The organism is Mesorhizobium dulcispinae, from assembly GCF_033977345.1.
Lineage (GTDB): Bacteria > Pseudomonadota > Alphaproteobacteria > Rhizobiales > Rhizobiaceae > Mesorhizobium > Mesorhizobium dulcispinae.
The window spans coordinates 1-25,382 of record NZ_JAVIIY010000029.1; the positions used below are offsets into that span (position 1 = coordinate 1).

Annotated in this window: 25 protein-coding genes, 1 tRNA gene and 2 pseudogenes; 20 read left to right on the forward strand and 8 right to left on the reverse strand. The window is 61.2% G+C overall.

The annotated features are described in order from the left end of the window. The coding region (locus RFN30_RS30735; RefSeq protein WP_320265753.1) for a hypothetical protein at positions 1 to 610 on the forward strand (610 nt) is incomplete at its 5' end. A gap of 1,051 nt (positions 611 to 1,661) precedes the next feature. On the opposite strand, the gene RFN30_RS30740 is transcribed toward RFN30_RS30735, so the two are convergent. The 4 genes and pseudogenes from RFN30_RS30740 to RFN30_RS30755 all read right to left on the reverse strand — a co-directional run. Continuing rightward, a complete protein-coding gene (locus tag RFN30_RS30740) occupies positions 1,662 to 1,883 on the reverse strand; it encodes a hypothetical protein (protein WP_320265754.1) in 222 nt (73 codons plus the stop codon). Between the two features lie 143 nt (positions 1,884 to 2,026). After that, entirely contained in the window at positions 2,027 to 2,251 is a 225-nt protein-coding gene (locus RFN30_RS30745; RefSeq protein ID WP_320223743.1) for a hypothetical protein, read from the reverse strand. A gap of 194 nt (positions 2,252 to 2,445) precedes the next feature. Then, positions 2,446 to 2,592: a hypothetical protein gene (locus RFN30_RS30750; RefSeq protein ID WP_320223742.1), complete on the reverse strand. Its 147-nt coding sequence runs from the start codon at positions 2,590 to 2,592 to the stop codon at positions 2,446 to 2,448. Continuing rightward, positions 2,586 to 2,815: pseudogene (locus tag RFN30_RS30755) on the reverse strand (IS6 family transposase); the annotation flags it as partial. The gene RFN30_RS30750 and the pseudogene RFN30_RS30755, both read right to left, overlap by 7 nt. 1,022 nt (positions 2,816 to 3,837) lie before the next feature. Between RFN30_RS30755 and RFN30_RS30760 the strand changes: the two are divergent. After that, entirely contained in the window at positions 3,838 to 5,559 is a 1,722-nt protein-coding gene (locus RFN30_RS30760) for an outer membrane protein (RefSeq protein ID WP_320265755.1), read from the forward strand. A gap of 112 nt (positions 5,560 to 5,671) precedes the next feature. Then, positions 5,672 to 6,061 (forward strand): hypothetical protein, encoded by a 390-nt coding sequence (locus RFN30_RS30765; protein ID WP_320223740.1) that lies wholly within the window; start codon positions 5,672 to 5,674, stop codon positions 6,059 to 6,061. Positions 6,062 to 6,491: 430 nt separating this feature from the next. Here RFN30_RS30765 and RFN30_RS30770 read toward each other — a convergent pair. After that, positions 6,492 to 6,977, reverse strand: a pseudogene (locus RFN30_RS30770) (DsbA family oxidoreductase). A gap of 125 nt (positions 6,978 to 7,102) precedes the next feature. Then, a complete protein-coding gene (locus RFN30_RS30775; protein ID WP_320223738.1) occupies positions 7,103 to 7,357 on the reverse strand; it encodes an NAD(P)-dependent oxidoreductase in 255 nt (84 codons plus the stop codon). Between the two features lie 261 nt (positions 7,358 to 7,618). Between RFN30_RS30775 and RFN30_RS30780 the strand changes: the two genes are divergently transcribed. The 14 genes from RFN30_RS30780 (at position 7,619) to ftsZ (ending at position 20,938) form a co-directional block, all read left to right on the forward strand. Continuing rightward, a complete protein-coding gene (locus tag RFN30_RS30780) occupies positions 7,619 to 9,649 on the forward strand; it encodes a conjugal transfer protein TraG (RefSeq protein WP_320265756.1) in 2,031 nt (676 codons plus the stop codon). A 118-nt stretch (positions 9,650 to 9,767) separates the two neighbouring features. Beyond that, positions 9,768 to 10,181 carry a CopG family transcriptional regulator gene (locus tag RFN30_RS30785; RefSeq protein ID WP_320223736.1) on the forward strand — a complete coding sequence of 138 codons (414 nt, stop codon included), beginning with the start codon at positions 9,768 to 9,770 and terminating at the stop codon, positions 10,179 to 10,181. Continuing rightward, positions 10,178 to 11,146, forward strand: a complete 969-nt coding sequence (trbB, locus tag RFN30_RS30790) for a P-type conjugative transfer ATPase TrbB (protein ID WP_320223735.1) — start codon at positions 10,178 to 10,180, stop codon at positions 11,144 to 11,146. Before RFN30_RS30785 ends, trbB begins: the two co-directional genes overlap by 4 nt. An 11-nt stretch (positions 11,147 to 11,157) precedes the next feature. Beyond that, positions 11,158 to 11,469 (forward strand): TrbC/VirB2 family type IV secretion system protein, encoded by a 312-nt coding sequence (locus RFN30_RS30795; RefSeq protein WP_320223734.1) that lies wholly within the window; start codon positions 11,158 to 11,160, stop codon positions 11,467 to 11,469. Then, a complete protein-coding gene (locus RFN30_RS30800; RefSeq protein WP_320223733.1) occupies positions 11,466 to 11,738 on the forward strand; it encodes a VirB3 family type IV secretion system protein in 273 nt (90 codons plus the stop codon). The genes RFN30_RS30795 and RFN30_RS30800 overlap by 4 nt, the downstream gene beginning before the upstream one ends. After that, positions 11,732 to 14,182 carry a conjugal transfer protein TrbE gene (gene trbE / locus RFN30_RS30805; RefSeq protein WP_320265757.1) on the forward strand — a complete coding sequence of 817 codons (2,451 nt, stop codon included), beginning with the start codon at positions 11,732 to 11,734 and terminating at the stop codon, positions 14,180 to 14,182. Before RFN30_RS30800 ends, trbE begins: the two co-directional genes overlap by 7 nt. Continuing rightward, positions 14,179 to 14,904 (forward strand): P-type conjugative transfer protein TrbJ, encoded by a 726-nt coding sequence (gene trbJ, locus RFN30_RS30810; RefSeq protein WP_320253951.1) that lies wholly within the window; start codon positions 14,179 to 14,181, stop codon positions 14,902 to 14,904. The genes trbE and trbJ overlap by 4 nt, the downstream gene beginning before the upstream one ends. A 33-nt stretch (positions 14,905 to 14,937) precedes the next feature. After that, positions 14,938 to 16,260, forward strand: coding sequence for a P-type conjugative transfer protein TrbL (gene trbL / locus RFN30_RS30815; protein ID WP_320265758.1), 1,323 nt, complete (start codon positions 14,938 to 14,940; stop codon positions 16,258 to 16,260). Then, a complete protein-coding gene (gene trbF, locus RFN30_RS30820) occupies positions 16,261 to 16,992 on the forward strand; it encodes a conjugal transfer protein TrbF (RefSeq protein ID WP_320223729.1) in 732 nt (243 codons plus the stop codon). Then, positions 16,982 to 18,010, forward strand: a complete 1,029-nt coding sequence (gene trbG, locus RFN30_RS30825) for a P-type conjugative transfer protein TrbG (protein WP_320223728.1) — start codon at positions 16,982 to 16,984, stop codon at positions 18,008 to 18,010. The genes trbF and trbG overlap by 11 nt, the downstream gene beginning before the upstream one ends. A gap of 11 nt (positions 18,011 to 18,021) precedes the next feature. Continuing rightward, positions 18,022 to 19,269 (forward strand): TraB/TrbI/VirB10 family type IV secretion system protein, encoded by a 1,248-nt coding sequence (locus RFN30_RS30830; protein ID WP_320265759.1) that lies wholly within the window; start codon positions 18,022 to 18,024, stop codon positions 19,267 to 19,269. Positions 19,270 to 19,272: 3 nt separating this feature from the next. After that, complete coding sequence (locus RFN30_RS30835; protein WP_320265760.1) at positions 19,273 to 19,536, forward strand: DUF2274 domain-containing protein; 264 nt, start codon at positions 19,273 to 19,275, stop codon at positions 19,534 to 19,536. Between the two features lie 27 nt (positions 19,537 to 19,563). Further along, positions 19,564 to 19,842, forward strand: coding sequence for a hypothetical protein (locus tag RFN30_RS30840; RefSeq protein ID WP_320265761.1), 279 nt, complete (start codon positions 19,564 to 19,566; stop codon positions 19,840 to 19,842). A 103-nt stretch (positions 19,843 to 19,945) separates the two neighbouring features. Then, on the forward strand, positions 19,946 to 20,938 hold the full coding sequence (gene ftsZ, locus RFN30_RS30845) for a cell division protein FtsZ (protein WP_320265762.1): 993 nt from the start codon (positions 19,946 to 19,948) through the stop codon (positions 20,936 to 20,938). 78 nt (positions 20,939 to 21,016) lie between these two features. On the opposite strand, the gene RFN30_RS30850 is transcribed toward ftsZ, so the two are convergent. Both RFN30_RS30850 and RFN30_RS30855 read right to left on the reverse strand, forming a co-directional pair. After that, complete coding sequence (locus tag RFN30_RS30850) at positions 21,017 to 22,336, reverse strand: integrase (RefSeq protein WP_320265763.1); 1,320 nt, start codon at positions 22,334 to 22,336, stop codon at positions 21,017 to 21,019. Between the two features lie 114 nt (positions 22,337 to 22,450). Then, positions 22,451 to 22,540: transfer RNA gene (locus tag RFN30_RS30855), tRNA-Ser, on the reverse strand. A 402-nt stretch (positions 22,541 to 22,942) separates the two neighbouring features. Here RFN30_RS30855 and RFN30_RS30860 point away from each other — a divergent pair. From RFN30_RS30860 to RFN30_RS30870, 3 genes are all read left to right on the forward strand, one after another. Continuing rightward, entirely contained in the window at positions 22,943 to 23,644 is a 702-nt protein-coding gene (locus tag RFN30_RS30860) for a hypothetical protein (protein ID WP_320265764.1), read from the forward strand. A gap of 219 nt (positions 23,645 to 23,863) precedes the next feature. Further along, the gene (locus tag RFN30_RS30865; RefSeq protein ID WP_320265765.1) at positions 23,864 to 24,184 is read left to right on the forward strand and encodes a hypothetical protein; all 321 of its coding nucleotides are present in this window, start codon (positions 23,864 to 23,866) and stop codon (positions 24,182 to 24,184) included. Between the two features lie 204 nt (positions 24,185 to 24,388). Next, complete coding sequence (locus RFN30_RS30870) at positions 24,389 to 25,378, forward strand: BMP family lipoprotein (RefSeq protein ID WP_320265766.1); 990 nt, start codon at positions 24,389 to 24,391, stop codon at positions 25,376 to 25,378. Positions 25,379 to 25,382: the final 4 nt, after the last annotated feature.

The window sequence follows — 25,382 nt, forward strand, 5'->3', positions numbered from 1 at the left end:
CGCCGGGCCGTTGCCGGCCGCAAGTTTCGCTTCGGCGCAGTTCTGGCAGGATGCGGAGCGGGTGGTCCACTCAACCGCGCAAAGTGTCGATCAGCCGCGGAGCCGCGCAGCGATTGGGCGCGCTTGCGAAGCTTCGAGTTCCATGCCGCCGCCGCGGGTCAACCTGCCCGCCACGGGATTTGGAAGCGCACCCGATGGCGTGAGCCTCCCTCACGTCGTCGCGGACGCATATCGGCCTGCGGCCAATCAACAGGGCGATCTGACCGGCGCGCGCCATACAACGCCGGCCGAGGCGTCGCACCAGGCTGCCGTCGTTCAGCAAACGCGCCGCCGCAAGCGCGGCCGCGAGCACCCGGACGAGGTGCTTTTTGCCGCCTACCGTGCCGAGGCGGCTAAAACAGCCAAGGTGGGTGAAAGCTCGATTGCTGGCGATATAGTGGCGCTGCGCAAGTTCAGCATATTTGGCTTGACGAGAACCACCAGAGCCAAATCAACGGTCGGATTGAGGACGGGCAGCTGTACGGTCTGGCGAAGGACTTTGCGGGCAACGATGCCGTACTGCTGGGCGACACCAAAGTGGCGTTGGAGCACAAAGACATCGCAATTATAGCCGTTCTGCTGCTGGGTGATACGGGTGGGCTCCAGGTGGGCTCCCAGCCGTCGTGCGAGCTGTGCCGCGGGCTGGTCGTTGAGCCGCCCGGCGGAGTCTTGACGGCACGCGGGTGCTGGTCAGGCGACTGGGGCAAAGGCGGCAGCCAGGCAGGCTGCACCTCGACAACCTGAGGCACTCCAACACCGACTCGGTCATAGGGCTGTTACACAGGAGTCGCGCTGCCGATCAGCCAAGCCTCCGATCAGTCCCGAGCCGAGCTAATGGCTTCCTTCAGAAGCAGAGAGCAATCTGACGCGGGGCGTTGAGTCTCGGTCGCTACCGTCAAGTAGATCAGCTATACGTGGGAGTGTCTGGCGCTGATCGCCGACACCTCGCTGTCGGGCCTGCGCGTCGTGCGCGAGCTCGACACCATCATCCGCTGGCCGGTGATCCTATTTGGATCGTAGTCGGTGCAAGCCAGGCGTGATGCCGCGCGATCTGGCATCCTGGGCGGATGGTGTCGATATTCCTGCTCGACGCCTATATTTGCTGAGTGAACGGCAGCGCGCTAGCCGGAGTTCCCCCCTTTGCGGCGTCCGCATAATACGCTTTTGCCTCTGCTTCGTCGGCAAAGGACCGCGTTGCGCGCGACTGGCTCGTGGCACGCTTGCGGTTCATGACGCGCCAATGGTGGAATGGTGCGAAGTGCGGGAAGCACTGAACGAGTGGCATTCGCAGAGCCCCGTCTCCACGGTACGCCTGATGCTCGTGCAGAACCTGCTGACGGCTGCGATTACGCGCGCGCCGGCCTGAGCGGAGGTAGCGCTGGCGCTCATGCGCGGACCGGACGCCGTCGCGACGGCCATGAGCCCGGAGGCGACAAAGGTTGTTGATGCCGTGGCCGCGGACGCTGCCGGCGTCGACGTCGCCAACATCAAGGCTCGGTCCTCGAATTCGTGGACGGTGAGACAGCTGCTAGTGCGGCGGACAAGATTGCGGCCAAGCTGCAGACCTCAGTCAACGAGACAAGGGCCCTGGCCCAGGCACTGGTGCCCGACGACGGTCCGGCTCATCGACCGTAAGCGACGCGAAAGATGAGGCGAGCACCGGCGAATCCGTCGGCATCGGCAAGCTCATCGAAATTTCCGACACCGACCTCGACGCGCTCGCGCGTGTCGCGCAAAGCGAGGTGGCACTCTTCGCCAGATTTGGCGATGACAGTTGCGCGGCGGACTCGCTGCCGTTGACGAGCCGCTCCGGCCGTTTCCTTCAATTGCGTTTTCTGGTTCATCCGTAAGTGAGCCGGGAATCCTGATCACCAGTTGCGCCGCGCACCATCGAAAAGTACTCGATTCAGTGCCGGCGACTTCCTTGTCGGGACGAAACGCGAAGTTGGTTCAGCAAAACCTTCAAGCATCGGCTATCGGCGCAATCTCAGTAGAACTGGCACATGCCGGCTGCGCTCGGCGTTGGTCGAGGAAGCGCGTCAATCCGCCGGGCTACTTCCCGGCCGCGACCGTCTCGTTGAGCACCGTGGCTAGATGGCAGGCCGCCGAGCGCCAGCTGCTGCACGACGACAGGCGAGAGATTGTCGAAATAGGCGTGGGCGAGGATCACCACATGCGGGTTGTCCGCCTCGGTCGACGTGCCCCTGGGCAACGCGCGATAGCGTCCTCCGCTGTTGGATGGCAGGCGGCCAGCCTAGAAACGGCGACCGGGGCGTGTCGCATCCAATGTCACACGTTCCGTCTCTGCGCGCCACCTTGAACAGTCAGCCCTGTCGAGGTTCGCTTCAGGCAGTGGCGACGGGGTACCCAGCGGCCGAGATGAGGCACGACAAAATGCCGTTTGAATTACCCGAGCTCGTGGATGGCAACGTTGGGAATGATCGCCTTGGCGATGTCGCATAGGTGCTGCTCAAGGGTGAGATAGATCACCTGACCGACGTTGGCCATTTCGCCGAACAGCCGGAAAACTTCCTCCGATCTGAGATGAGCCACTGCTTCTTGCCATTGATGGCCACCACACGTTCGTCGAGATGCCATTTGTCGCCCAGGCAGCTGGCTGACCGTCGCTTGATCTCCGGGCGAAATGCCGTCCGAATTTCTCCGCCCAGCTTCGAATGGTGTGATGCGTGACGATGATACCGCGGGTCGCCAGCATGTCCTCAACCATGCGCAGGCTGAGCGGAAGGCGAAAGTAGAGCCATACTGCGTGCGCAATGAACTCGGCGGGAAAGCGGTGGCGACGATAAGCGGATCATGAGCAACTTTCTGACATCGTCCATGTACGCACATTCTTCATCAGCCGTCAGTTAACTTTACGGGGCCTTCAGATCACCATGCTGAAGCAGAAGAAATTACCAAGGGCTCTAATCGCCTGGATGACAGTTCAGCGGCAGGACAAACCTAACAATTGTCCCACACACGACAATTGTGCGCCCTGTGGGTTGAGGCTCGTGCGCGAGAGCCATTTATCGATAAGCGACTGGACCCTATGGAACTTCCGAGTTTCTTTGAACCCCTTTACATATGTGGCACGAAAGTTGCTGTTCCTCCTTGCAGCGTGCTGACACCAGGAAGCCTGGCGTACGGCAACATGACTGGAGTGGCATCCGCCAAACCAGTTCAGGTACTCATACGGAAAAGGAATGCACCATGCAGAAGAAGATCGCAGAAACCACCACGGTCATCCGTACGACCGGCACGGTCTAAATGACCTAGCAGAGAGGCAATGCGCCACTGTCCTCAATCGAAAACGGCGAGCAATATGGTCGATTTTGTACAGTCGAATGCGTTTGCGTTGATTTCGGAGGCGGTTGGCGCCCACGCAATTACATCGGCGTGCTTTATGCGACGCTGGGCAAGCCTGGTGGCGATGCGCCGGACTATCCTGGATAGACCAGCGGATCAGATCCTGATGGGTCGACATCCGCTGTCTTTTTTGGGGCGCCGCGTCATTGGCGCGGTACCGGATCGCCGCCACATGGCCAAAATCGCAGCTTCGGGCCGATTAGGCCGAATACGCAGCCGCGTTCATGGCCAAAGCGGGCACGTCTTCTCGGCCTGCCGAACGCGATCCAATTTGTCGCCTAGATGACACATCGCCATCGAAAAGCGCTGGCAAGGCGAGTGGCTCAAGCTGGCACGGGTTTTGCCCAGCGGTTGTTGGAGCGGCGCCACGACCGCCAGCCTTGGGAGCTTCGTTGCCGATCGCGTCATGCGTCGTTTGTTTAGTGAGGTGAAATGCGATCTGGAGTTCTAATTTGGGGCGGGGCAATAGTTGCGTTCGCCGCATGCGGTGCAGCCAATTCGGCCAATCTCAACAGGATGGTCGAGCCGGGACCGGCGGTTTGGGACTGGACCGGAGGATATATTGGCGTCCACGGCGGCGGAGGCTATGGCGGCACGTCCTTCAGTGATCCTTATGGCCCATCGATTTATGGAGACGTCGTCAGCACTCCGGTGTTCATGGCCGGAGGCCAGCTCGGCTACAATTGGCAAAGAGATAGGTTGGTATTCGGCGCCGAACTCGACGCGAGCTACGCTGTCTCCGACGGCACAAACAGCTGTTTTGCCTTCTCAGGCACTGCTGTAATAGACACCTGCCATGCAGGTCCGAACTCCTTTTTCACAGCGACCGCACGTGCCGGGTACACGTTTGGCCCGCAGCGCCAAATGCTGGCCTACGTCAAGGCAGGCGTAGCTTGGCAAAACAATCGTGGCGAGATCGCCAACAACAACGAATTTTTGATGCAGGACTCCCCTGGGTTCGGACGGCACACAACACATTTCGATTATGGTCGCTTCGGTTGGAGTCTCGGAGCTGGCGTTGAGCAAGCGCTCTCGCCTGATTGGTCTGTCAAATTCGAGTACGACTATATGGGTTTTAGCGGGACGCGTTTAACGACTCCTTCGACCATACAGTACCCACCTCTTGGATTCGTCTCCACCAGCAGCAGCAATTTATCTAGTAGCTATCACGTGGGAAAGGTCGGCCTGAATTACCACTTTGGCGTCTACCCGCGATCTATGGGACGGAATGATACACTACTCTCGGACGGGGCGACAGAAGCCAAGCCTATTGTATATACAGGCGATTGGTCCTTCGAGGGTGGCTCACGGGCCTGGCTCAGCCGGGGGATATTTCAGTGGGATTACATCCTTGCGCCACCAACACTTGGGGATGAGAGCATCCCCAGCTCTAGGCTGACGTACAGGGGGTTGGACGGCATTTCGGGCGAATTTTTCGGACGCCTTGATAGCCCCTGGGGGATATTCTTGAAGGGCAACATTGGCGCCGGACGCTTCGACAAAGGACGGATGAACGACGAAGATTCGAGCATTGACAAACTCGCCTACAGCAACACCTTACACGGCCAAGCAAATGGAAAGTTCGCGTACTATACGGCTGATGCGGGCTTCAACTTTCTGCGCGGTAGCACCTATAAACTGGGTGCATTCGTCGGATGGACCTATTACGGCCAGAAGTCGGATTCGATCGGGTGCGTGCAGATCGCTTCGCCGTTCGGTCCATGCCAGGTGCCAACACAGCCTCTGATCACTGGCCGCCAAGAATCCGATTGGAATGCGCCGCGCATCGGCCTTTACGCCGAGACTATGCTGCTTGAGCGCTGGCGTGTGAGCGCAGATGTTGCTTACCTGCCGTGGACGGACTTCCGTGGTCGTGACGACCACCTTCTTCGGGCCAGACCAACTTTCTACGATCAGCGGGGGCAAGGTGGCGGGGGCGTTCAGGTCGAAGGAGCACTATCCTACTTCTTCAACAAGAATTTCAGCATCGGCATTGGTGCCCGGTACTGGGCAATGTGGACGAAGAACAACAGCAATGTTACCTATAACTGCATCTGCGATGACGTCGGCAAGATTGATAAGCAGCCTGCTCTTGCTAAGTACAGCATGGAGCGGTGGGGCACGTTCATAGAGGTCTCCTATAGGTTGGACTGAAACGTATATTTATGGCTTGAAGTCTGTTTAAACCGCTGTTGCCGCAAAGAGCACCCGATTGCGCGGTGTTGCAGCTGGGGAAGGCTTCTCCCCAAACTTGAAGAGGGGTCGCATGGGAGGCAAAACCTCAGGCCGAGTGCCAAAGACGACAGTTGGCGACCTATCGGTCGTTTCACATTGGTCAATCCTGCAATGGCAGGTGCGACGCGCCTTCGCCGCGCCTCCAGGTCACCGGCGCTGCGGATGTATCATGTTGATCCGGGGGGACGCTCCTGCTTTCGAGTTAGCGTCGAATAAATGCAGGTATCTGATCGCAGCCGTGATCTTTTCGGCGGGTTCGCAATTCGACGGGGCAGGATTGCTGCAAGCCATGCAGAACAAGTTTGCCCGTTTCAAGCAGCCTAAGCGGATATTCGTGGTCGCTGAGTTACCGCGCAACAGCATGGGCATGGTGCAAAAGAACATACTGCGCCAACGTTTCATCGACACCTTCGAAACGTGAATAGACGCGTCGACACCATCGCGTGACACTGGAATTCGGCATTTAGCCTCAAGCCATAGCGCCGCTTTCCCATTGCTACCGGCCTCCAAGTGCCGCGATCAGGTCGTCGGCAGCCGTTGCGACGGGTTCTGCTAGCAGCTAGCGGGGCCGGCAGTCTGGGGCGCGGACCGGCGTGGCTCTTCCTGCGAGCTGCGCTGGACCAAAGTGATCGATGGTGAGAATCAGTCAGCCTTTACTACGGCTATAGGTTGCGGGATCTCGCATCCGCTTCCGTGGCAGCGCCTGAAATAATGCTGGCGAGCCGATATGACTCCATCCAGGCTTGCTTCAGCGCGTCCCGGAAAGTCTTGCGACGCCTGGGCACCTGCGATGCGTATTTTTCGTCGATCATAAAGAATGGGACGCCCTTGAGGCCCAGCCGTCGCGCAGTCTATGTATCCGCCCGAACTTGGTCAGCGAATGCCTCGCCGGCGAGGACGCTACGCGCTTCTTCGGCGTTGATGCCGAGCTCCCTAGCAAGCTCGACCAGGGTATTGATATCACCCAGCGCCTTACCCTCGCTGAAGTAAGCCCTGAACAGGCGCTCCTCCATCCCCGTTTGTACGCCAAGCGCGCGTGCGAAGTGGATCAGCCGGGGTGCATCGAACGAGTTGCCTTAGGGCGCCCCATCGAAATTGTAGTCGAGTCCTTCCTGCGCGCCGAGCCGACGCATTTGATCGTTCATCGCGACAGCCTCGTTAAGACTCAAGCTGTGCCTTTCCGACAAGCTGTCGTTGAGGCTCTTGTTCGTGATGGAGGGTGCGTCAGGATCGAGCTGGTAGCTGCGCCAGATGACCTCCACCTGGTCGCGATGTTCGGACCGGGACAGCGCGTTGTCGAAGCGATGTTTGGCGATGTAGCACCTGGGGCAGGCCATATGGACCAGACCTCCACTTTCATGGCTTTCTCCATTGATCTGATTACTGGCTCCTCGCGAGCGTCCCGTAAGCGGCGAGATGAATATCAATGTTCATGCGCACGCCCATGAGCTTCCATGTCGGGTTACAAATGGTCGGCAATGCCAGGAGCGGCCCGCACAAACTCTCTGCTCGGGACTTGATCGAACCTAAACTTTGCCAGATGTCCTCTGGACAGTTTCATGCCGTAGGAACCAACCGCTAAGCCGCCATCGGCGGGACCGTCCTTGAGGAACGGAATGCGCACCAAAGTCCAGTCGAGGTCGGAGCCTGCAATCAATTCGCCGGTCGCCTTGATGTCTTCGTAGGAACTCCGTGCGATCACCTTGAAGAGCGTCACCAAAGCCTCCGACTTCAAGTCGAAGCCATCTTCTGCATCGCGGTAGCTCGCGGTCGAACCTGAATAAGCCGCAGGACATTCAGTTCGTCCATGACCGAGATCACGTTGCGGAGTCCATTCATGACTCCACACTGGAACAACCGGCCGATGACGGTTGACGGCAATACATAGCGAGTCATCGCGTCCAATCGTACGTGAGGCGCATTCGTAATTGGGCCTGGCCGCGCGATGCTACGTTGCGTTGTCCAGCGAGCCTAGCCAATGACGCCCACGAAGCTGTTAATCGGGCAGATCGCCGTCGTGTTCGCGATCGTCATTCTTGGCGTCTGGACGTCGACGCAATGGTGCGCCCACATGCTCGGCTATCAGTCGCCGCTTGGTGTGCCATGGTTCGTCGTGGCCGGCTGGCCGATCTACAAGCCGTGGAAACTGTTTGAATGGTGGTTCCACTTCGATGCCTACGCGCCCGAGATATTTGATCAGGCAGGCGCGCTGGCCGGCGCCAGCGGGTTCTTGGGCTGCGCAGCCGCGATCGCTTGCTCGCTCTGGCGCGCGCGGCAAAGAGGGCTGGTCACCACCTACGGCTCCTCGCGATGGGCCACGACGCTAGAGATCGAGAAGGCAAGGCTGTTTCTGCCGGCCGGTGTTTTCCTTGGCAAATTGAAGGATCGGTATCTTCGCCATGATGGGCCGGAGCATGTGATGGCCTTTGCTCCGACACGTTCAGGCAAGGGAGTCGGATTGGTCGTTCCGACGCTCCTTTCCTGGACTGGCTCGGCCGTCATTCATGACATCAAAGGCGAGAACTGGCAGCTCACCTCAGGCTGGCGGTCAAAGTTCTCATACTGCCTTTTGTTCAATCCGACCGATCCACGATCGGCGCGCTACAATCCGCTGCTGGAAGTGCGCAAAGGTCCAAACGAGGTCCGCGACGTTCAGAACATTGCCGACGTCTTGGTCGATCCGGAAGGTGCGCTCGAGCGACGAAATCATTGGGAGAAGACCAGCCATTCACTGTTGGTCGGCGCGATCCTACACGTGCTCTACGCCGAAGAGGAAAAGACGCTTGCACGCGTCGCCACCTTCCTGTCGGATCCCCAACGTTCGTTTGCCTCGACACTGCAGCGCATGATGACGACAAACCACCTCGGCGCGGCGAACAGGCCTCAGGTCCATCCCGTTGTAGCCTCGGCAGCACGCGAGGTGCTCAACAAGTCAGAGAACGAGCGTTCGGGCGTTCTGTCGACCGCCATGTCGTTTCTCGGTCTCTATCGCGATCCGACCGTGGCCGCGGCAACATCGGCCTGCGACTGGCGCATTGCAGACCTCATGGATGCCGAACGGCCAATGTCGCTCTATCTCGTCGTTCCGCCGTCGGACATCTCGCGCACCAAGCCGCTGGTTCGACTGGTCCTCAATCAGGTCGGCAGGCGGCTGACCGAGCGCCTGGAGGGTGATCCGAAGAAGAGCCGGAAATATCAGCTTCTCATGATGCTGGACGAATTCCCGGCGCTCGGCCGGCTCGACTTCTTCGAGACCGCACTGGCCTTCATGGCCGGTTACGGCATTCGCGCCTATCTGATCGCGCAATCCTTGAACCAGATTTCCAAGGCTTATGGCGAGAACAACGCCATTCTTGATAACTGCCATGTGCGAATTGCCTTTTCCTCCAATGACGAGCGCACGGCTAAGCGCATCTCGGATGCGCTGGGTACGGCGACGGAGCTCAGGTCCATGCGCAACTATGCCGGCCACCGGCTGGCGCCCTGGCTTTCGCACGTCATGGTGAGCCGCCAGGAGACCGCCCGACCGCTGTTGACTCCGGGAGAGGTGATGCAGCTTCCGCCGACGGACGAATTGGTGCTTGTTTCGGGGTTGTCGCCGATCCGCGCCAAGAGGCTGCGCTATTATCAGGACCAGAATTTCACGGAGCGGGTGCTTCCTGCGCCGGTATTGCGCGACGGTCCTTACGCCGACTGTCCTGCATCACGCCCGGACGATTGGACCGGACAGGTGCGCACCGTCGATCACCGTCTTGCTGCTGACGATGACAGCGTCGGCACGGCAATTGAAGACGAGGGAGGCGTTCAACAGCAACGCCATCCTGGTGTGCTGGAAGAACAGGTCGTTGTCGGCCAAGAGTCGGAAAAGGACGATCTCTTCAAGCCCGCCGACGATGATAGCGGAGCGCTCGCCGACAAGCGTGTGATGGACCGGATTTCTACCGCGGCGCGCGCTTATGGCGTCAACGAGGGCAGGGGCGACGACAAGGATATCGTGCCCGGCTTCTGAACGCCGCCCAAAGCCAAAGCGTATCTCAGCGTAGATAACGACCATAAGCAATTTCGAGCGCCCGGCCGATGCTTGTTCCTGTCGCCGGCCCAACGCTGGCCTGTCGAGAACAAGCCGCATGAAGCCACACCGCATTCGTCATCAGTTTCTGCTCGAGCCGGAGCTCAGCGAGAAACTGGACAACCTTAGCCGCGACCCCTCGACCACCAAATCCGCGGTGGTCGCAAAGGCGGTTGAGGCCTTCATCGACCGGCGCGGCGAGAATGAGCTCGACCGGCGCTATGGTGTGAGGCTCGATCGTCTTTCCCGCGACCTTGGTCATGTCAGGCGCGATGCAGAGATGATCCTGGAGAGCCTGGCGCTCTTCATCCGCTTTTCGATCACGCTCCATGCTCATACGCCGGTCCCCGACAAGGCAACGCAGGCGATTGCCCAGGAGCGTTTCGACAAATTTGTCGAGCAGGTCGGTCGGCAGATCGCATCTGGGAAACGCTCGCTCGGCAAGGAGAATAGCGGGGGAGGCGAAGGATGAGCTCTCATCCCGAAGCCGACCATCGCCGGCGCGCGATGTTGCGCACCGCAATGGGCCCGGCGATCACCGAGGCGCTGGCAGATCCGTTGGTCATCGAGGTGATGGTCAATCCTGATGGTGCGCTGCGGCTCGACCGTCTCGGAGAAGGCCGGATCGACACTGGCGTGTCCATGCACCCGTCGGAAGCGGAGCGCATCATCCGTCTGGTCGCCTCCCATGTGCGCGCCGAGGCGCATGCCGACAATCCGATTATCAGCGCCGAACTGCCGTCGGGCGAGCGCTTTGAGGGCCTGCTGCCACCGGTGGTGCTGGCGCCATGCTTTGCCATCCGCAAGCCGGCCGCAAAGCTCTACACGTTAGCCAACTATGTCGCAGACCGGATCATGCTGCAGGTGCAGGCCGATGTGCTGACGAAGGCGGTACGCGAGCGTCGCAACATCCTGGTCGCTGGCGGCACGTCATCGGGCAAGACGACCCTTGCCAATGCGCTCTTGGCCGAAGTCGCCGAATACGACGAGCGGGTAATCCTGATCGAGGATACGCGCGAATTGCAATGTGCGGCCAAGGACTGCGTTGCCTTGAGAACAAGGCGCGGCTCGGTCACCCTCGCCGATCTCGTTCGCTCGACGCTACGCCTTCGACCCGATCGCATCATCGTCGGCGAAGTCAGAGGCTCGGAAGCGCTCGACATGCTGAAGGCCTGGAACACCGGGCATCCCGGCGGCATCGCCACCGTCCACGCCAACTCGGCACGCTCTGCCCTCTATCGCATCGAGCAACTCGCTCAGGAAGCCGTCGTCACCATTCCCCGTCGCCTCATCGTCGATGCGATAGATCTGATCGTCTTCATCGCCGGGCGTGGATCCTCGCGCCGCATCGACGCGATCGCCGAGGTCACCGGTCTCGACGGCAGTGGCGACTACGCCGTCACCCAACTCACGCTTCCCCAACTCCAACAGTTCTGAAAGGCCAGTTCATGCGCAAGAAGCTTCGCTTTCTTTCGTCCGCCGCGCTCGCGTTCTGTCTTACGGCTCCAGCATACGCTGCAGGCTCTGGCATGCCGTGGGAACAGCCGCTGCAGCAGATACTGGAATCGGTGCAGGGACCGGTGGCCAAGATTGTCGCGGTGATCATCATCATCACCACCGGTCTGACCCTCGCCTTCGGCGACACGGCAGGCGGTTTCCGGCGGCTAATCCAGATCGTCTTCGGCCTGTCGATCGCCTTCGCTGCGTCGAGCTTCTTCCTCTCCTTCTTCTCCTTCGGCGGCGGGGCAGTCGTCGGATGAGCACTGGAGAGCAACATATTGAGGGCTTCGAGGTGCCGGTCCACCGGGCATTGACGGAGCCGATCCTGCTGGGCGGTGCGCCACGAGCGGTGGCAATCCTCAACGGCACGGTCGCCGCGGCGATAGGCCTTGGCTTGCAGCAGTGGATTGCTGGACTGGTGCTCTGGCTCGCTGGTCACACGCTCGCGGTCTTCGCGGCCCGCCGCGATCCGGACTTCGCCAGTGTGCTTGTCCGCCACCTTCGTCTGAGGGGGTGGCTTGCATGCTGAACCTGTCGGAATATCGCGGCAAAGCCGACCGGCTCGCCGACCATCTGCCCTGGGCTGCATTGGTGGCGCCGGGCATCGTGCTGAATAAGGACGGCAGCTTTCAACGGACGTTGCGGTTCCGCGGTCCCGATCTCGAAAGCGCGACGGAAGCCGAACTCATCGGCATTTGCGCCCGGGCGAACAATGCCCTGAGAAGGCTCGGTTCAGGCTGGGCACTGTTCTTCGAGGCCGAGCGCGTCGAAGCGCTTGGCTATCCAGCCTCGCATTTCCCCGACGCGGCCTCATGGCTGGTCGACGAAGAACGCCGCGCCGCTTTTGAGGGCAAGGTCGCGCATTTCGAAAGCCGGTATCACCTGACCGTGGTGTTCATGCCGCCGCCGGACAGCCACGCTCGGGCGGAAAGCGCGCTCGTCGATTCCCATCGTTCGCAGAGCGAAAGGGATTGGCGCCAGGAGCTGGCGCGGTTTCGAGATGAGACCAACCGCGTTCTGGATCTCCTGTCGGGCTTCATGCCCGAAGTGCGCGTTCTCGACGATGCCGAGATGTTGACCTACCTGCACGGCACCATCTCCACCCGCCGCCATGGTGTCGCGGTGCCGGAAACGCCAATCTATCTCGACGGCATTCTGGTCGATGGGCCGCTCACCGGCGGATTGGAGCCTATGCTGGGCGACCAGCATCTGCGCACGCTCACCATCCTCGGCTTCCCGAACCTCACCCGGCCGGGAATCCTCGACGCGCTCAACCACCAAGATTTTGCCTATCGCTGGATGACGCGCTTCATTCCGCTCGACAAAACGGAAAGCACCAAAACGCTGATCCGGTTGCGGCGGCAATGGTTTGCAAAGCGCAAATCGATCGTCGCGATCTTGCGCGAGGTCGTCACCAACGAACCCGTCCCGCTCGTTGACAGCGATGCCGACAACAAGGCGCTCGATGCCGACGAAGCACTTCAGGCATTAGGCGGCGATCATGTCGGCTTCGGCTATCTGACTACGACCGTGACGGTATTGGACGAGGACCGGCAAGCTGCCGCGGAAAAACTTCGCGCGGTTGAGCGCATCATTAATGGACTCGGCTTCACCACGATCCGTGAAAGCGTCAACGCGGTCGAGGCCTGGCTCGGCTCATTGCCAGGCCATGTTTATGCGAATGTTCGCCAGCCGCTCGTTCACACGCTGAACCTGGCCCATCTGATGCCGCTGTCATCTGTTTGGGCCGGCCCGACGGCAAACGAGCATCTCACAAAGGTCACAGAAGCAGAGGCTCCGCCGCTTCTCTACGCCGAGACGAGCGGGTCGACACCGTTCCGGCTTTCCACCCATGTCGACGATGTCGGCCACATGCTGATCGTTGGTCCGACTGGAGCGGGCAAGTCGGTTCTGCTTGCCCTGATTGCGCTCCAGTTCCGACGCTACGCCGGCGCGCGGGTCTATGTCTTCGACAAGGGCAATTCGGCGCGCGCGACAACACTTGCAATGGGAGGAGAGCACCACGCGCTCGGTGCGGACGGCGCGCTTGCGTTCCAGCCGCTGCGCGAAATCGGCGACCAGGCTGCCCGCAGTTGGGCGGCCGAATGGATCGCCGGCCTCATTGCCCATGAGAACGTCACCGTCACGCCAGAGGTGAAAGAGGCGGTCTGGTCGGCGCTCACCAGTCTTGCCACCGCGCCGGTTGAGGAGCGCACGCTGACCGGCCTGTCGGTCCTGCTTCAGTCCAACGCCCTGAAGTCCGCTTTGATGCCCTACACGCTCGACGGTTCCTTCGGCCGGCTGCTTGATGCCGATCATGATCGGCTGGCCTTGTCCAATGTGCAGTGTTTCGAGACCGAGGAGCTGATGCACAGCCAAGGCGCTGTGTTGCCGGTGCTCACTTATCTTTTCCATCGTTTGGAAGAGCGGTTCGACGGACGGCCGACACTGCTCATGCTCGACGAAGCTTGGGTCTATCTCGACAATCCGCTCTTTGCCGCCCGCATCCGCGAATGGCTGAAGGTGCTGCGCAAGAAGAACGTGTCGGTCATCTTCGCCACGCAGTCGCTTGCCGATATCGCCAGCTCTGCGATCGCGCCGGCAATCATTGAGAGTTGCCCGCAGCGCATTTTTCTCCCCAACGATCGTGCCGTGGAACCGCAGGCTAAGGCAGCCTACGAACGCTTCGGTCTGAACGAGCGGCAGATCGAGCTGGTCGCTCGCGCCACACCGAAGCGGCAGTACTATCTGCAATCGCGCCGTGGGAACCGACTCTTCGAGCTCGGCCTCGGCCCGATCGCGCTTGCGCTTTGCGGTGCCTCCGATCCTGCCAGCCAGACCCTAATCGATAGCGTGCTGTCCGAGCACGGGCAGAACGGCTTTGCCTCCAACTTCCTCAATGCACGCGGCCTCGACTGGGCCGCCGAGCTTCTCCGGCAATTCCCTCAACCAGATAAGGAGCAATCGTCATGATGCGGCGCCGTTTTCTCTCCGGCCTGATCACTCTTTCCCTGATCGCCAAACCGTTGGCCGACTATGTGCAGCCAGCCTATGCCCTGATTGTCTTCGATCCCTCCAACTATACGCAGAACGTGCTCTCGGCGGCGCGCGCATTGGAGCAGATCAACAATCAGATCCAGTCGCTTCAGAACCAGGCGACCATGCTGCAGAACATGGCGCGCAACCTCCAGAGCCTGGATTTCTCTTCCCTTGGCCAGCTTGCCGGTTCGCTCCAACGGATCGACGGTTTGATGGACCAGGCGAGCGGCCTGAGCTTCGATCTCGACAAGCTTCAGGACCAGTGGCGACAGCAATATCCCGAAAGCTATGACGCCACGATCAAGGTCAGCGACGTGGCGAGCGCCGCGCGTGAGCGCTGGCAGAGCGCCATGCAGGCGTTCCGCCAGACCATGGGCGTCCAGTCGCAGATCGTCGAGAATGTCCGCGGCGACGGCGACCTGCTTGCCGATCTCGTGAACCGCAGCCAAGGGGCAGCTGGCGCGCTTCAGGCAAGCCAGGCCACCAACCAGCTGATCGCGCTTTCAACCAAGCAGCAGATGCAGATCCAGACGCTGCTGGCGACGCAGTTTCGGGCTGAGGCTGAGGATGCCGCTCGCAAGGCGCAGTCGGAGGAAGCCGCCCGACAGACGACGAAGCGCTTCCTGGGGACCGGCACGGCCTATCCCGGCAACTGATCAACAGTTCATCAGGACAAGGAAGGCGGCGGCATGAACGACCTCGGGGTCATCGATCGCTTCATGGAGACTTTTATCCGCTATATCGACAGCGGGTTCGGTCTGCTTTCGGGCGACGTCGCCTTCCTCACCACCACTCTGATCGGCATCGACATCACGCTTGCCGGCCTGGCGTGGGCCTTCGGCGGCGAAGCCAACATCCTCGGGCGGCTCGTCCGCAAAGTACTCTATGTCGGCGTTTTCGCTTTCATCCTGAACAATTTCAAGAACCTCGCCGATATCATCTATCGGTCTTTTGCCGGACTCGGCATCAACGCGTCCTCCGGCAATCTCTCCGCCGACGATCTCTTGCATCCTGGGCGCATCGCCGCGACCGGCTTCGAGGGGGCCTGGCCGCTGCTTGATCAAGCGAGCCAGCTTCTTGGCTTTCCGGAAATCTTCGGCAACGCGCTCACCATCTTCGTGCTGCTCGTGGCGTGGTTCCTGGTCATCATCGCCTTCTTCATTCTTTCGATCCAGCTCTTCATCACCATCCTGGAGTTCAAGCTCACCACCCTGGCTGGCTTCGTTCTTGTGCCCTTCGCGCTCTGGAACCGGTCAGCATTTCTGGCTGAGCGTGTGCTCGGCAATGTGATCTCGTCAGGCATCAAGGTGATGGTGCTCGCCGTTATCGTCGGCATCGGCTCGACGCTCTTCGGCGAATTCGCTTCCGCTCTGCAAGGCAAGGAGCCGGATCTGGCGGCCGCCATGTCGCAGGTGCTCGGCGCACTGGCGCTGCTTGGTCTCGGCATATTCGGCCCGGGGATCGCTTCGGGCCTTGTCTCCGGCGCACCGCAGCTTGGCGCCGGCGCCGCACTCGGGACCACGGCGGCCGCTGCTGGATCAGCGCTCGTTGCCGGGGGAGCTGCCTTTGCCGGTGCGCGCATGGCAACAGGCGGCGGTCTCGCCGCGATCCGAGCCGGCACGACAATGGGTTCGGCAGCTTCCTCGGCATGGCAGTTGGGACGTGCAACCTCGGCTGAGACTGGCCTGTCCGGTGTGTCTGCCGGAATGCACGGTGTGGCGGGTGCCGTGGGCGGCGCCGCGATGCAGGCAGCACGATCTGCCGCGGGAGGGTTCGCGCGCAGCGCCGATGCCGGGCGCGAGGCCGCATGGACCGCGACCGGGGGCGCGCCGACTGCGTCAATGACAGGAAACCCATCCGGCAGGGCCGCGGATGCTGCGCCCGGCTGGGCAAGGCGCCTGCGTTCCGAACAGACCGCCCGTGCCCACCGCCACGCCGCCATGCAAGCCGTCCGTGAGGGCGACAGGCCGGGCGGTAGCGCCAATCCTTCTCTCAGCGACAAGGACGACTAGATGCTCTTCAAGCGACCCGTTCAACGTTACGGCAAGACGCCCGAGCCGGTTACTCCGTATCAGAAGGCCGCCCAGCTCTGGGACGAACGCATCGGTTCATCTCGGGTGCAGGCGCGCAACTGGCGGCTCATAGCCATTGGCTGCCTGGCGTTGGCAACGGGGCTCTCCGGCGGCCTTGTTTGGCAGTCGATGCAAAGCCGCGTTGTGCCCTATGTCGTCGAGGTCGACCGCTTCGGTGAGGCGCGCGCCGTGGCACCAGCGATCCGGGACTATGAGCCCACTGACGCTCAGATCGCCTGGCATCTCGGCCGCTTCATTCAAAATGTCCGTTCGATCTCCACCGATCCGGTGCTGGTGCGGCAGAACTGGCTGGCGGCCTACGACTTTGCCACCGACCGCGCAGCACTCTTCCTCAACGAGTACGCCAAGACGAACGACCCCTTCGGTCAGATTGGCACGCGCAGCGTGTCAGTGCAGGTGACCAGCGTGGTCAGGGCTTCCGACAGCTCGTTCCAGGTCAAATGGACCGAGCAGGTTTTTGAGCGCGGCAGCCTGGCCAGCACGATGCGATGGACGGCGATCCTGACCATCGTGATCCGACCGCCAAGCAATACCGATCAGCTCCGCAACAACCCGCTCGGCGTCTTCATCAACGCCATCGACTGGTCGCGCGAGCTCGACAGCGCCACGCCAACATCCGTTTCCCCAAAGGAGCCCGATAATGACAAATAGAGCCCGATCGTTCCGTGCCGCGCTGATCCTGTCCGCGTCGGCAGTCGTCCTCTGCGCCTGCGCGTCGAAGCCGGTGCCGCCGCCTGAGATTTCGTATGATGCTGCCGACTTCAAACCGGCGACAATCGAGAGGCCGCCGGAGAAGCTGGTCAAGATCGTCGAGGTGCCAAAGCCGCTGCCGCTGTCCGGCCAGTTGCAGCCCGACCCGGACAAAGTCGCCGAGGACAAGCGCAACCCCGAAGAACGTGTCGCCGATGCCAACAAGGCGGCGACGCAGCAACCCACCAAGTATGGCTATGTCAACGCGGTCCAGGTCTATCCCTTTACCGATGGTGCGCTCTATCAACTCTACGCCGCGCCGGAGCGCGTCACCGACATTGCCCTGCAGCCAGGCGAGAAACTGACAGCCGTGTCCGCCGGCGACACGGTGCGCTGGGTGATCGGCGACACCGTCAGCGGCACCGGTGACAACCAGCGCACGCATGTGCTGGTCAAACCCTTCGCGCCGGGGCTTAACACCAACCTGGTGATCACCACGGAACGTCGGACGTATCACCTGCAGCTACAAAGCACTGACAAGACCGCAATGGCGGCCATCTCGTGGACCTATAGCGAGGACCAGATCATCGCGCTGCGCCAGCGCAATGCTCAAGCTGAAGCTGTCACGCCGATGGCGTCGAACGTCGCACTCGAGAATATTCGCTTCCGCTATTCGATCACCGGCGACACGCCGCCCTGGAGGCCGAGGCGTGCCTTCGATGACGGCAGCAAGGTCTACATCGAATTCCCACGTCGCATCGACCAGGGCGAGGCGCCGCCGCTCTTCATCGTCGGCGCTGACGGAGGTAGCCAGCTCGTCAATTACCGCATGCGGGGCAACTACTACATCGTCGATCGTCTGTTCGCTTCGGCCGAACTGCGCCTCGGGACCAAGCAACAGCAGGTGGTGCGCATCACCAGAACCGACGGCCGGCAGCCGCCGCGGCGGATCTCGCTTTTTTCTCGTCTCGGCAGGTGAGGGGAGCGCCCATGACAGACACGTCCCATTCCACCGCTCCGCCGAAGCTTGATCCCGAGCAGCTGCAGTTGCGAGCATCGCCGCGACGCGCCGTCCGATTCAGGCGCGGCGTGATCATCGCTATCGCCGCGCTCGGATCGGGCGCCATATTCGGCGTTACCATGCTCGCGCTTCAAGGGCCGGCCTGGCGCATCAAGGGCCAGGCAGAGGACCGCTATAACACCGAGCGCAAGCCAACAGCCGAGGGGCTCGAAAACCTCCCCAAGGACTATTCCGCGATCAAGCCAAAGGTGCCTATGCTTGGACCACCACTGCCAGGCGATCTCGGCCGTCCCATCCTTGAGCGACAGCGTCAGCTCGGCGTCGCGCCGGGGCAGGAAATCTCCGCCGAGGAGCAGCGCCTTGCCCAGCAGGCGATTTCGGCGCGCGAGTCGCAAGTCATGTTCCGGATCGATAATCGATCGAAGCGGACAGATGCCAGTGAGCAAGGTGCCGAGCAGCCATTTGGGGCACTTCCGCAAGCCGGTGCCTCCCGGGCGCCAGGTTCTATTGCTCCAGCCGCGGGCGACCAGAGCAATCCATCCCCCGAAGCCTCGGCGAAGGGGGACCAGCAGCGCAAGCTCGATTTTATCAGTCAGCGGGACACAAACGGAATCTACAATCCGCATGCACTGCAGACGCCCGCTTCGCCCTATCAGTTGATGGCTGGCAGCGTGATCGCGGCAAGCCTTATCACCGGCATCAATTCCGACTTGCCCGGTTTGGTAGTTGCGCAGGTCACCGAGAATGTGCACGACACTGTCACCGGTAGCATTTTGCTGATCCCCCAAGGCTCACGCCTGATCGGCACCTATGACAGCGTCGTCGCCTTTGGGCAAAAACGCGCCCTGCTGGTCTGGCAGCGCATTCTGCTGCCCGACGGCTCCTCCATCGAAATCGACAATCTGCCCGCCACAGACACCGCCGGCTACGCAGGGCTTGAGGACAAGGTTGATTTCCACACCTGGCAGCTGATCAAGGGAGTTGCGCTGGCCACATTGCTGGGTGTCGGCACCGAGTTGAGTTTTGGTGAAAACGAAAGCGACCTGGTCAAGGCGATCCGGGAATCCACTCAACAAAACGTCAGTCAAGCCGGCCAGCGCATCACCGAAAAGAACCTTAACATTCAGCCGACAATCACGGTGCGCCCCGGCTGGCCGCTCCGCGTCATCGTGCAGAAGGATCTCGTGCTTCGGCCCTATCCAAGCTCGCAGGAGTAGGTGATGTCAAATCTGAAGCTGGGAAAGCTCCCTGACCGAACACCTTCGAAAATCACCATCACCATCAGCGCGGACCTGAGCCAAGCCCTTAAGGACTATGCGACACTATACCGTCAAACCTACGGCGAGTCCGAGGCAGTAGCTGAGCTCATTCCGTTCATGCTGGTCGAGTTCCTGGAGGGCGACCGAGCTTTCGCGAAGGCCAGAAGGGAAGGCTTCCCAGCCACAGAAAAGTCGCGACGCCTGCCGGGTTCCGGTTCCGAGTAGTCGAAGCCGAGATAGGTCAAACCGGCCATGCGGCGCTCCGCAGCATTTCCCAGTTCTCCACCACCTCTGGCGGAACTGGAGCGGTTTCTCGCTGTCGCCGCCTATTTGGTCGTTCGTCATGGCGAAGCCTACACCCCGACCTTCGAACGGCTAGAGCAAGAGCTTGAGGAGATGCGACGGCGGCTCGGAAACCAAGACCGGGCTCGGCGCGTGCTGGCGGAACTGATGCAGAAAGGCGCCGAATATGAGGACGCTAGGACGCCTGATCGTCTTCAGCTCGACCTTGAAGTCAGGCGCCTCCTCTGATTCCCTGATCGTGGTTGGGATCGCCTGATTCGCCTGCTCGCTGACCTGGCTCCGTGTGGTGCGCTCGGCAGTGTAGCCGGCGCTTTTGTAGGGAGAAACCTCAATGCAAGCCAAGCCGGAAATCCTCGAGATGAGGCCTAAGATTACCGTCATTGGGGTCGGCGGCGCCGGCGGAAACGCCGTCAACAACATGATCGCCGAAGGCCTGCAAGGCGTCGAGTTCGTCGTCGCCAACACTGATGCCCAGGCGCTCACCATGTCAAAAGCGTCTCGATTGATCCAGTTGGGTGCGCATGTCACCCAAGGCCTCGGCGCCGGGTCTTTGCCTCATGTCGGAATTGCCGCCGCCGAGGAATCGCTCGACGAGATAATGGGCCAGCTGATGGGAACGCATATGTGTTTCATCACCGCCGGAATGGGCGGCGGCACGGGCACCGGTGCTGCGCCCGTGATTGCGCGTGCCGCGCGCGATGCCGGCATTTTGACAGTGGCCGTCGTCACCAAGCCTTTCGTCTTCGAAGGGAAGCGTAGGACACAGGCTGCTGAGGACGGGATCGAGCGCCTTCGTGAAAGCGCTGACACGGTGATCGTCATCCCGAACCAGAACCTGTTCAGGGTCGCCGACGCCAGGACCACGTTTGCCGACGCGTTTGCCATGGCCGACCGTGTTCTCTACGCGGGCGTCGGCTGCATCACTGATCTCGTGGTGAAAGAAGGCCTGATCAACCTTGACTTTGCCGACGTGAAGTCGGTGATGCGTGACATGGGCCGCGCGATGATGGGAACCGGCGAGGCTTCCGGAGAGGGCCGGGCAAGGGGGGCAGCCGAGGCCGCAATCGCCAATCCGCTCCTTGATGAGGCCTCCATGACCGGCGCCAGGGGGCTGCTCGTATCGATCTGCGGCGGGATGGACATGACGCTGTTCGAGGTCGACGAGGCAGCGACACGGATACGGGAAGAAGTCGATGCGGACGCCAACATTATCGTCGGCGCCATCTTCGACCACGCATTAGCAGGGAAGTTCCGGGTGTCGGTCGTCGCAACGGGCCTGCGTAACGACACAAACGTCGTACAGCTTGAGCAAAGGATCGCCTGAGACGAAGCGATTTCCGCGACAGTGGAATGCCGCGAGCCTAAGCGCTCCCGTTGGGCGGTCCCGAGAGAACGGGCGCCGCTAGCCTTTTGGCGGCTTGAAAGCAATCTTTTGAAGCCACTCGTGCTTCTGCATCAGGGACGGTCCGGCGCCATACTTCGGCCGGATCCATTTGTGCCCCATCAGGGAAGCGGTCACCTTCTCCGGCGCCTCGACAGCCGTTAGCCGGTCCTCGAAAGTGTGTCTCAGACTATAGAGGCTATGCTCCGAGGTAGGCAGCAGCTTCTTTTTGCCAAGCACTTTGTTGACGAGCGCCGACAGCGAAGCCGCCTTATCGCGGTATCGCGGAAAGCCATTCGGATGCAGCTTCATCACGTCAAGCGCACAGCCGACCAGGGGGATATCGCGTGCGGAATGATCGGTCTTCAGACGGCGGCCATTGGGGCGCACCTGGACGTGCGGAATTTCGTGGTCGAGGTGGATAGTCTCTGCGGTGAGATTAGCCGCTTCGGAAAGCCTCAGTCCGGTATCGGCAATTAGATAGACAAGGTGGCGGGCCTCGTCATTCAGCCCGTCAAGCGCCCCTTCGGCGAGAATCTTTTCCTGCACGAACTGCTCGCTGAACGCTGCGCGCTGGGCTGCGACGGCCCCGGAAAGGCGAAGGTGGTGGAAAACTGGCTCCAGTTTGAGCTGGTGCGTGAGGTCGACAACACGCAGCATCTTGGAGATGTGGCCGATGTCCTTATTGGCCGTGCCGATGTCGAGGCCCCCTCCAACGACGCGCTTCTGCCACCATTCACGGAAGGCAACCGCATCCTCTCGCGTCATGCGAGCGATCTCCTTATCGCCGATGACGCCGATCAAGTTTGCGATCGCCCGCTTCTTGGGATTCCGCCACTTCTTTATCTGGTTTGGAGACATCGCCAGCAGGTTCTGTTGCTCGATCGCCTCGAACTCCTTGAGGAGCCCGCTCAGGCGCAGTGCCGGCCGCTGCACGCCGCCCATGACCGCCGCGACGTCCGCTGCGTTGTCGATGGCATTTCTATCGAGAAGCAGCTTCATGCGGGCTATGAGTTCGTCCAGCGGCCCCGCCGCCAGCTCCTCATTGGTTCGATAAGCCAGCCCGAACGATCGTGCGCGCTTCCTCGCTGCCTCGAAACGCAGAGCTGCCTCTGCGGACTGGCCGTCACCCAGTTTGCGCCAATAAGTCTCGAGCTCCGCGCCGAGACTTCGCACCGCATCGCGAGCCCTTACACCACGCGGATCGTCAGCAACTGCCACCCCGGTTGAAATGCGCACCAAGCCGCGGCGGTCGAACGACGCAAATTCCTTAGGCACCCGGCGCACGAGATACCAGATACCATCCCGCTTATGCGGGCGTGGCGCTGTAGATCGCCGCATTAGCTCACTCTAATGTTACACAGTTTGTTACACAGAATGAGATATGTTTCGATATCTGGCGGTCAAGGGCCGCAAGGAAGTTTTTGAAAACTAATGGTTTTTATGGAAGATAGCTGGCGGAGAGAGCGGGATTCGAACCCGCGTTACGGTTTCCCGTAAACACACTTTCCAGGCGTGCGCCTTCAACCACTCGGCCACCTCTCCGTCCTTGCACTGCGCGCCGGCCGGTTTTGCCGCGCGGGTTGGGGAGATGCGCCTCCCTCGGGAAGTCCTCGACGGACTATTTGGGGTGCCTTCAACCGGCGGGCAACCCTTTCCCAGCACCTCTAGCCGTCTAGGCAAAACAGGCGCGGGGCTCATCTAGTCGATCCTAAAGCGAATGCCAAGTCATTCCGTGGCTTTTGCCGTGGATGGCGTGGAAGCTCCCCGGCGCGGCCTGCCATGCACCTGAATGATGTGCACAGGCTGGCCGCCGCGGTTTCCCGCGCTTGACTTCGGCCGTGGCCGCCTGTCGACTGCCGAAGACGTTTGTTTTCTGTGCAGTTCCGGACGGAAAACCACCACTTCCCGGAATTGCCTGGGCTTTGCGAGGGGCATTGTCCTGACATGGCATCGATCAACCAGCAGCCCGCGGGCCGGCCCGATAGCGGGCTCTCCTTCATTCCGGTGGCGTGGCTGATCATCGTCATGGGGCTTTCGGCGTATGGCCTGATCTCGAACTGGCGGCTGATCGGCGACTTCAACCTGCCGCAAAGCGTGTTCTTCCTGATCTATGGCGGGCTGGCCGGCGGCGTCGTGACCATTCTGTGGGGGCTTTACCTGCTCGGCCTCGCCTTCAACCGCTCGGCGCGTTTCCCGCGTCACTACACCATCTGGCAGGTCGCTATCATCCTGTGGCTCGTCGTGCGCCAGGCCTATACGCTCCTGGTGCCCGACTTCGTTTTCTCGGCCGAAGCGCTGAGCTTTACCGCAGCCGAGATCGCCATCGGCCTGCTTTGCATCTATCTTCTGCGGCACGGCGCCGGCGCGGAGAGCGTCTATGCCAATGCCGAGACCGAACGCCCGCCGCTCCTGGTCTCGCTCGTTGCCGCGCTGCTCGGCATCATCCTTGGCGGCGCCATCGGCGCCTGCACCGGATTCTTTGCCGGGTCGCTGATCGCCGACGCCACCCATATGAGCTGCTTCGAGGGCGCCTGCGGGTTCTTCGCCGCTTTCATCGGCCTCGCGGGCCTGATCGTCGGAGCCATCGCCGGCGGAATCTTCGCCATCTGGCGGGTTAACCGGCGCAAACCGGCAAGAACAGCCTGAGCAATTCCAGGAAAAGTGCGCAGCGGTTTTCCGTCCGGAATTGCGAAAAACAAAAAAGCGAGCAATTCCAGGAAAAGCGCGTCGCGGTTTTCCGTTCGGAATTGCGTCAAAACAAATAGATAGAGCAGCTCAAAATCGCGTGTCGCGATTGCGTGGCGGTTGCGCACGCTCTATGTCGGTTGCGGGGCAAACGGGAGCTTTTCCCGGGGAGTGCGTTGGATGTTGCGTTTCATCTTTCGGCTGGCGGCCATGATTGCATTGTCGGTTTCCGTGATCATGGCGGTGATCGACACCACGCGCTCGGTGGCGGCGTCGGCGCTGGTCATGACGCCGCTCAACGCGAGCTGGCTGGCGGTATCGCCCGACACCCGCGCGGCCTTCGAGACCTATGTGCGCGCCAAAGCCAGTCCGCTGGTCTGGGACGGCGCCGTTGCCTGGGTGCTCGGCCAGCCAGGGTTCGCCGTGTTCGCCGTGTTGGCGTTCCTGCTCTACGCTATCGGCTACCGGCGGCGTCGCCACGAATTCGCCCCGACCAACTGACGCACGCGTTTCGCTCCGCTCGAAACAAGTCGGCCTGGACGCTTTTTCCAACAGGTCAAAATTCCACGTGAATTTTGTTTCGGGCCGTGCCAGATTGGCCGCGAGCGGGAGGGGCAAACACTTCCTGCCTGACGTCGCAGGCCTGCCGGAGAACCGGGCAGGCAGGCGGTGCAAACGGAAAATAACCGACAGGGTGTGGATCACATGAAACGTATCGTTCTCGGCCTTCTGGCCGCAACCGCAATGGTTCTTCCGGCCTTCGCCGCGGATGTCCAGCCGGCCATCCTCTACGATCTCGGCGGCAAGTTCGACAAATCCTTCAACGAGGCTGCCTATCACGGCGCGGAGAAGTTCAAGACCGAAACCGGCGTGGCTTATGTCGAATTCGAGGTTTCCAACGCCTCGCAGCGCGAGCAGGCGCTGCGCCGCTTCGCCGAGGACGGCCGCAACCCGATCGTCATGGCGGGCTTTGCCTGGGAAGACGCGCTGAAAGCGGTCGCGAAAGATTATCCCGACCTGAATTTCGCCATCATCGACGATGCCGTCGACCTGCCCAATGTCCGCTCGCTGGTATTCAAGGAGAATGAAGGCTCCTACCTCGTCGGCATCCTGGCGGCGATGGCTTCCAAGTCCAAGAAGGTCGGCTTCGTCGGCGGCATGGACATCCCGCTGATCCGCAAGTTCGAATGCGGCTATGTCGGCGGCGCCAAGTCGGCCGGCGCGACCGACGTCATCCAGAACATGACCGGCGACACGCCGGCCGCCTGGAACGACCCGACCAAGGGCGGCGAGATCGCCAAGACGCAGATCGACCAGGGCGCCGACGTGGTCTATGCCGCCGCCGGCGGCACCGGCGTCGGCGTGCTGCAGGCCGCGGCGGATGCCGGCAAGCTCGGCATCGGCGTCGATTCCAACCAGAACGGCCTGCAGCCCGGCAAGGTGCTGACCTCGATGATGAAGCGCGTGGACGTCGCCGTCTACAACGCCTTCATGGACGGCAAGAACGGCACGTTCAAGGGCGGCGTCCAGAATCTGGGCCTCAAGGAAGGCGGCGTCGACTACGCCATGGACGACAACAACAAGGCGCTGGTCACCGACGACATGAAGGCGGCGGTTGAAAAGGCCAAGGCCGACATCATTGCCGGCAAGGTCCAGGTGCACGACTACACCGCGGACAACAATTGCCCGTATTGATCGG